The organism is Mesorhizobium sp. M4A.F.Ca.ET.090.04.2.1, assembly GCF_003999085.1.
Classification (GTDB): domain Bacteria; phylum Pseudomonadota; class Alphaproteobacteria; order Rhizobiales; family Rhizobiaceae; genus Mesorhizobium.
Map to the genome: position 1 here is coordinate 1 of NZ_RZOT01000303.1, position 7,133 is coordinate 7,133.

The 7,133-nt window shown below is 64.1% G+C and carries 7 protein-coding genes; 4 read left to right on the plus strand and 3 right to left on the minus strand.

What is annotated here, in order from left to right:
- A partial coding sequence (locus EN781_RS20530) for a transglutaminase family protein (RefSeq protein WP_145965563.1) occupies positions 1-322 on the plus strand: 322 nt, incomplete at its 5' end.
- A 318-nt stretch (positions 323-640) separates the two neighbouring features.
- On the plus strand, positions 641-2,059 hold the full coding sequence (locus EN781_RS20535; protein ID WP_126057586.1) for a pilus assembly protein: 1,419 nt from the start codon (positions 641-643) through the stop codon (positions 2,057-2,059).
- A gap of 309 nt (positions 2,060-2,368) precedes the next feature.
- Here the strand turns inward: EN781_RS20535 and EN781_RS20540 are convergent, their stop codons facing one another.
- Together EN781_RS20540 and acs are read right to left on the minus strand one after the other, a co-directional pair.
- Complete coding sequence (locus EN781_RS20540) at positions 2,369-3,118, minus strand: MOSC domain-containing protein (RefSeq protein WP_126057587.1); 750 nt, start codon at positions 3,116-3,118, stop codon at positions 2,369-2,371.
- Positions 3,118-5,073, minus strand: a complete 1,956-nt coding sequence (gene acs / locus EN781_RS20545; protein ID WP_127400274.1) for an acetate--CoA ligase — start codon at positions 5,071-5,073, stop codon at positions 3,118-3,120. Before acs ends, EN781_RS20540 begins: the two co-directional genes overlap by 1 nt.
- A 294-nt stretch (positions 5,074-5,367) precedes the next feature.
- On the opposite strand from acs, the gene EN781_RS20550 reads away from it, so the two are divergent.
- Both EN781_RS20550 and EN781_RS20555 read left to right on the plus strand, forming a co-directional pair.
- Positions 5,368-5,640 (plus strand): aspartate-semialdehyde dehydrogenase, encoded by a 273-nt coding sequence (locus EN781_RS20550; RefSeq protein WP_126057588.1) that lies wholly within the window; start codon positions 5,368-5,370, stop codon positions 5,638-5,640.
- Between the two features lie 150 nt (positions 5,641-5,790).
- Positions 5,791-6,225, plus strand: coding sequence for a hypothetical protein (locus EN781_RS20555; protein ID WP_127405334.1), 435 nt, complete (start codon positions 5,791-5,793; stop codon positions 6,223-6,225).
- 106 nt (positions 6,226-6,331) lie between these two features.
- Here EN781_RS20555 and EN781_RS20560 read toward each other — a convergent pair.
- Positions 6,332-7,133 (minus strand): aldo/keto reductase (locus EN781_RS20560; RefSeq protein WP_145965564.1); only part of this gene is annotated, 802 nt, incomplete at its 5' end.

Genomic DNA, 7,133 nt, shown 5'->3' on the forward strand with positions numbered 1-7,133 from the left:
GAACATGCCCGCCCGATATGTGAACGGGTATCTCGGCGACATCGGCGTTCCCGTCGATCCGGCGCCGATGGACTTCTCGGCCTGGCTCGAAGTCTTCCTCGACGGCAAATGGTACACGTTCGATCCCCGCCACAATATTCCCAGGATCGGCCGCGTTGTCATCGCGCGCGGCCGCGACGCAACCGACGTGCCGCTGCTGCACAGCTTCGGCCAGCATCAGCTCAAGCTGTTCAAGGTCTGGACCTATGAGCAGGAGCGCAATCTGTTCAGCCCGCCCCATCACAACGTCGACAGGACGGTCAGCGCGCAGATGCTGGCATAGGCCCTGCCGCTGCCGGATTCCCGCAAGACACAGAGCCGGATCATGATCCGCTTCGGCACAGCGCGCCTGTGCCGGACTGGGATCGCGGTTGGCGGCTCGGTCGCGCGAAGACGGAGCATGGTAAGCACTTCCTAAACTCCGCGGCTGCCACGGCCTTTTGTTTACCGGCCGTTCACCCTGACTTGCTCGGAATTCAAGCAAAAACAAGGACTTGACCAGAAAGCGCCGGATTCATCCGGCAGGGTGCCGCAACCCGGCCGGAATCCTGCACCGCATCCGTCAGTCGGCTTCGAGGCCAATGGCGAATGGAGGCGGAAGATGCGGCGTTTTGCGGGTCTTGTTCAGGGGGCAGGCGGCTTTGCCAGGGATCGCGGCGGAAACTTCGCCATCCTGTTCGGCGCCGCCGCCTCGGTGCTGGCGCTCGGTGTCGGCTTCGGCGTCAACATCACCCAGATCTACAATGCCCAATCCAGCCTGCAGGGCGTGGTCGACGCAGCCGTCACCTCGACGGCGCGGGACCTGACCACCGGCGTCATCAAGGAGGCCGACGCGAGCAAGTCGGTGCAGGCTTTTCTCGACGCCAACAGCGCGGCCGGCATCCTGCAAGCCGGCCAGGTCGTCCTCGACAAATTGACGGTAGACAAGGCCGCAAAGACCGTCCGGGCGGACGCGTATGTCGATGTCGCCTTCTACTTCCCGCTGTTCAGCATGGGCGACACCAAGCGCATTGCCGTCTCCACCACCGCGCTCTATTCCGACAAGACAATCGAGGTGGCGATGATGCTCGACGTCACCGGGTCGATGGCCCCCGACAAGCGCGCCAAGACCAACAAGATCGGCGACCTGCAGGCTGCCGCCTCGGACGCGGTCAAGGATCTGCTCGGCCAGAACCGCGACCCCGGCAATCCGCGCGTGCGGGTGTCGATCGTCCCCTATGCCGAGGCCGTCAACACAGGCGGCCTGGCCGGCACCCTGTTCGTCGAGACGGCGACTGGCCCGAAGGTCCCGCCGCCGATCGACGCGCCTGTATCGGCGTCGGCGACTTCGGCGCCCGACAAATGCGCGACCGAGCGCAAGGACAGGGACGGCTATGCCGACTATTCGTCCGACGGGCCCTACACGCTGCGCCTCGACAACAAGGGCAGGACATATCAGGCCAAGGTCAACCGCGACTACCGCATGAAAGTGTGTCCCTCGGCCGCCCTCGTTCCATTGACCGCCGATGAAGGCAAGCTGCTCACCGCCATCGACCATTTCAGCGCCGCGGGCGTCACGGCCGGCGGGATCGCCGCGCAGTGGGGTTACTACATGCTCTCGCCGGCCTGGCGCTCGGCGATCGCGGACGCCGGCCTCGGCGCCGGCCCCGCCAATTTCGACACCAGAAAGGTGGCCAAGATCGCCATCCTGATGACCGACGGCCAGTTCAACACTGCCTTTGCCGGAGCGCGCGGCGCGCCCAAATCACAGGACCAAGGCCAGATGTCGCGCGGCAACGCCGAAAGCATCTGCGCCAACATGAAGCGCGACGGCATCGAGATCTTCACCATCGGCTTCGATCTCAACGATCCGTCGATGACGGCGACGGAGCGTGACCAGGCAAAGACCCTGCTCAAGGATTGCGCCACGGCCGATACATCGTCGCTCAAGCACTATTACGAGGCGGCCAACGGTCCGGAACTGTCCGACGCGTTCGGCAAGATCACCGAGAACATCGAGAAGCTCACGATCAACCGCTGAGACGTTGCGGCGAGCGCGTGCGCAGCCCGCCAAACGGAAAAGGCCGCCGCTTCTTCACGAAGCCGGCGGCCTTCCGTGTTTCCGTCCATGACGCGGTCTCTGGCGGTGATGCCATCGCATCACCTGCCGCGCTTCTCGCGCCTTAACGGGAAGACTGCTTCCCGAAAGTGCAATCCGCTGAGGCCACGTTCTGGAAAACGAAATCACTCGACATCGGATCACCTCCTTTCGATCTGTTGAACACACCCTCATGATGGGGTGCGTTGCAGCGAAAGACAAGGGGCAGGCGAAAAAGGCGTTGGTGTATTGCTAGACGAAGCGCATCGTCGCGCCGACCTCGATCCGCGCCGGCCGGTCGACGGTGCAGTAGACGCCGAGATTGTGGGCGTTGTGGCGCACCAGGTTGCGCAGGATGCCGGGATCGGCGTCGAAGCCGTCCTGGGCGATGATGGTGAAGCCGCAGCGGCGGCACGGCTCCGAGACGGTGAGCAGCAGGTCGCCGATAGCGAGCTTGCGGCCGACCCATTCGGTTTCGGGAAACGAGCCTTCGACCGGGGCCATGTCGATGACGATGTTGGGACGGAAGCGGCGCGGGTCGGCCGCCCCTTCCGGATGCAGCGTCTTGAGCCGTGCGAGCGAGGCGGTGGTCAAAAGATGGATCGGCGTCTTGACGTAGCGTTCCGCGGTCAGCGGGCCGGCATAATCCGGCGCGGCATCGTCCTGGCGGAATGGCCGGATCGAAGCCGCGAAACCGAGAAAGGCGGAGATGGCGCGGTCGCTTTCGGCCCCGGGCGCCGCCAGCCAGCCGCCGCCGGGAACGGCAACTTCCAGTTCCCGTGCGTTCGACAGCCGGGTGCGGATCAGCGGCACCTTGTGCCATTTCGCTTCCCGGTCGGGCCGGGCGATCTCGCCGCTGGTCGCGTCGACGAGGCCGAACAGCCGATCGCCATCGACGGTGCGGCTTCCGACCTCGATCGCATGCTGGCGCTCGCCGGCGAGCGAGCTCGCCGGATAGCGCCAGAGCTGGCTAACCGTGCCCCGTGCGGCCGCGTCGGCCATCAGCTCCTCTTGTTTTGCCGGTTGGCGACGAGGTCGTCGACGACGGCCGGGTCGGCCAACGTCGAGGTGTCGCCGAGCGCGCCGAAATCGTCCTCGGCGATCTTGCGCAGGATGCGGCGCATGATCTTGCCCGAGCGGGTCTTGGGCAGGCCCGGCGCGAACTGGATCTTGTCGGGCGTGGCGATGGCGCCGATCTCCTTACGGACATGGTCGACAAGCTCCTTGCGCAGCCCCTCGCTCGCTGCCTCGCCGGCCATCAGCGTGACATAGCAGTAGATGCCCTGGCCCTTGATGTCGTGCGGGTAGCCGACGACGGCGGCTTCCGATACCTTGTCGTGGCTGACCAGTGCCGATTCCACTTCCGCGGTGCCCATGCGGTGGCCGGACACGTTGAGGACGTCATCGACGCGGCCGGTGATCCAGTAATAGCCGTCGTCGTCACGGCGGCAGCCGTCACCGGTGAAGTATTTGCCCTTGTAGGTCGAGAAATAGGTCTGCACGAAGCGATCGTGATCGCCATAGACGGTGCGCATCTGGCCAGGCCAGGAATCGGTGATGCAGAGATTGCCGTCGGCCGCGCCTTCCAGCACCTTGCCGTCGCCGTCGACCAGTTGCGGCTTGACGCCGAAGAAGGGGCGCGTTGCCGAGCCCGCCTTGAGGGTTGTGGCGCCGGGCAGCGGCGTGATCAGGATGCCGCCGGTCTCGGTCTGCCACCAGGTATCGACGATCGGAACCTTGCCGTTGCCGACGAGGTTGAAATACCACTCCCAGGCCTCGGGGTTGATCGGCTCGCCGACCGAGCCCAGCACGCGCAGCGACTTGCGCGAGGTCTTCGTCACATGGGCATCGCCGGCGCCCATCAGGGCGCGCAGCGCCGTCGGCGCGGTGTAGAAGATGTTGACCTTGTGCTTGTCGATGACTTCCCAGAAGCGCGACTGCGAGGGGTAGTTCGGCACGCCCTCGAACATCAGCGTCGTGGCGCCGTTGGCGAGCGGCCCATAGACGATATAGCTGTGGCCGGTGACCCAGCCGACATCGGCGGTGCACCAGTAGATGTCGCCGTCATGGTAATCGAAGACATATTGGTGCGTCATCGAGGCGTAGACGAGATAGCCGGCGGTGGTGTGCAGCACGCCCTTCGGCTTGCCGGTCGAGCCGGAGGTGTAGAGGATGAACAGCGGATCCTCCGCCTTCATCTTCTCCGGCTTGCAGTCGGCCTTAACGGTCGCGGCTTCCTCGTGGTACCAGACGTCGCGTCCCGGTGCCCAGCCGACCTTGCCGCCGGTTCGGCGCACCACCACCACCTTCTCGACCCTGGTGCCGGCCTTGGCGGCGATCTCGACCGCCTTGTCGGTATTTTCCTTCAGGGGGACATGTTTGCCGCCACGCAGGCCCTCATCGGCGGTGATGACGATGGTCGACTTGCAGTCGTCGATGCGGCCGGCGAGCGCGTCCGGCGAGAAGCCGCCGAAGACGACCGAGTGGATGGCGCCGATCCGCGTGCAGGCCAGCATCGCATAGGCCGCTTCCGGGATCATCGGCATGTAGATGGTGACGCGGTCGCCCTTCTTGACGCCGTGCTTCTTCAGCACGTTGGCGAAGCGGCAGACGTGCGCATAGAGCTCGTTATAGGTGACCTTGCGATCGTCATAGGGATTGTCGCCTTCCCAGATGATGGCGGTCTGGTCGCCGCGCTTCTTCAGGTGCCGGTCGATGCAATTCCACGACACGTTGGTCTCGCCGTCCTCGAACCATTTGATCGACACCTTGCCGTCGAAGGAGGTGTTCTTGACCTTGCTGAAGGGCTTGAACCAGTCGATGCGCTTGCCGTGCTTGGCCCAGAACTTGTCCGGTGACTTCACGCTGTCAGCATACCATTTGAGATAGGTGTCGTTATCGATCAGCGCGTTCTTCTTCCACGCCGGCTGCACCCGATGGACATGAACCTCGGACATTTTCAGTTTCCTCCCCAAACCAAGCCGCCGGGTGGCGGTGTCGCGGCGAAGCGGCCGCGAATTCGGGCGCATTATTAACAGTTCCGCGGTGACGACAACATTAGACGTTGGATTCGCGCGGCGGGATGACGCAGGGGCACTGCCGCACGCTGTCAGCACTCACGGCCTATCGCTGCTAACTGCATGTTTTGGCGAAGGAAAAGGCCGACACGATCAGAAAAAATCAATAGACAGTTAAGCAACTGAGCGCAGAATCACACATGGGAGGAAAGGAGATCGACGCAGGGGGCTGCAATGCATGACCATACCGAAATGGACCTGATGCTCAGGGGATATGGCCTGACCACGGCCAAGATTCTCTACCATTTTCCCGACCATCCGCATCTCTTGCAGAGCTACATCTGGCAGGACTACGACATCGCGCCGAAGTTCCCGGTGCTGATCCGCTTCATCGAGTTCTGGAAGGCCAAGCTCGACGGGCCGCTGCATTCGGTGACCTACACGCACCAGACGCTGGTCGCGCCGAACGAGTGGCGCAAGGTGGATGGAGAGTTTCTGGTGCATTAGTCTCTCGGTGCCGTTCCGACCGACGGCTCGCATGCCTTGGCGATTGGGGAAAACCCAGATCGATTCGTCATGGTCGACGCGGTGCCGCCGGCGGGGTCCTTGTAGTCGCAGTGTGGCAGCCGCGTTCGGGTAAACCGTCTGGGAGTCGATATGCGGATCGGGTGGACGATCTTGATCTGGCTTGCGCTTGGCGGCGTCGGCGCCGCGGCAGAGGCGCGGTGCCCGAAGGGGGAAGCGCCGATCCAACCGGAGGATATCGAAGCCGCGCCGGACTGCATCCAAGCACACAAGCTGCACGATGCCTGCGCCTGGGGGTCGAGTGGCGATGCCACTATGACGGAGATCGTCATGAGCAAGTGCGAGGCCGGTTTCTTCGACCATATGACGGCCGCGCAGAAGCGCCGCTATGAGGCTCGTGGCCGAGCATGCGGCGAGCGCTATCCGGTCACGCCGCTTGGCGGGTCAATTCAAATATACCTGTCCGCCATGTGCCACGAGGACCTCGCGGTGACCTATTTCAAGGCGGCCAAAGGCGGGCGTATCGCGGGAACGCCACCGTGGAAGGTTCCCGACATAGCTGAGTAGATCGAGGTTTGCTTCCAGGAGCCGCAAGCTCTTCGGCGAAAGGTCGGGGGCAAATTTTTGCCCCGCTGAACGGCGGCGATGCCGCCGCCCGGTGGGTAAACTGGTGTCAGACGGCCGGCGGGTTCAACCGGGCAAAGCCCTCTTGCCGCCGATAGGGGAAGTACGGGTAAGGCGCGGTGACTTCGCTTGCCGCGTCCAGTGTCCTGATCTGCTCCGGCGTCAGCGTCCAACCGACGCCGCCAAGGTTCTGGCGCAACTGCTCTTCGTTGCGGGCGCCGATGATGACGGAGGCGACGGTCGGGCGCTGCAGGAGCCAGTTGATGGCGACCTGCGGCACCGTCTTGCCGGTTTCCTCAGCAACGGCGTCTAGTGCCTCGACAACATTGAACAGGTGTTCGTCATCGACCGGCGGCCCAAAGCTTGCCGTGTCGTGCAGCCGGCTCCTTTCCGGCAGAGGCCGGCCGCGGCGGATCTTGCCGGTCAGCCGGCCCCAGCCGAGCGGGCTCCACACCAGCGCGCCGACGCCCTGGTCGAGGCCGAGCGGCATCAGCTCCCATTCATAGTCGCGGCCGAGCAGCGAATAGTAGACCTGATGCGCGGCGTAGCGCGGGTAGCCGTGCTTCTCCGCCAGGCCGAGCGACTTCATCACCTGCCAACCGGAGAAATTGGAGACGCCGACATAGCGCAGCTTGCCGGCGCGCACGAGGTGGTCCAGCGTCGACAGTACCTCTTCGACCGGTGTGCCGGCATCGAAGGCGTGCAGTTGCAAGAGGTCGATGTAGTCGGTGCCGAGACGCCTGAGCGCGTCCTCCACCGCCTTGATCAGACGCGAGCGCGAGGAGCCGTAATCGGCTGGCCCGTCGCCCATTGGCAGCGATGTCTTGGTCGAGATCAGCACGGCGTCGCGG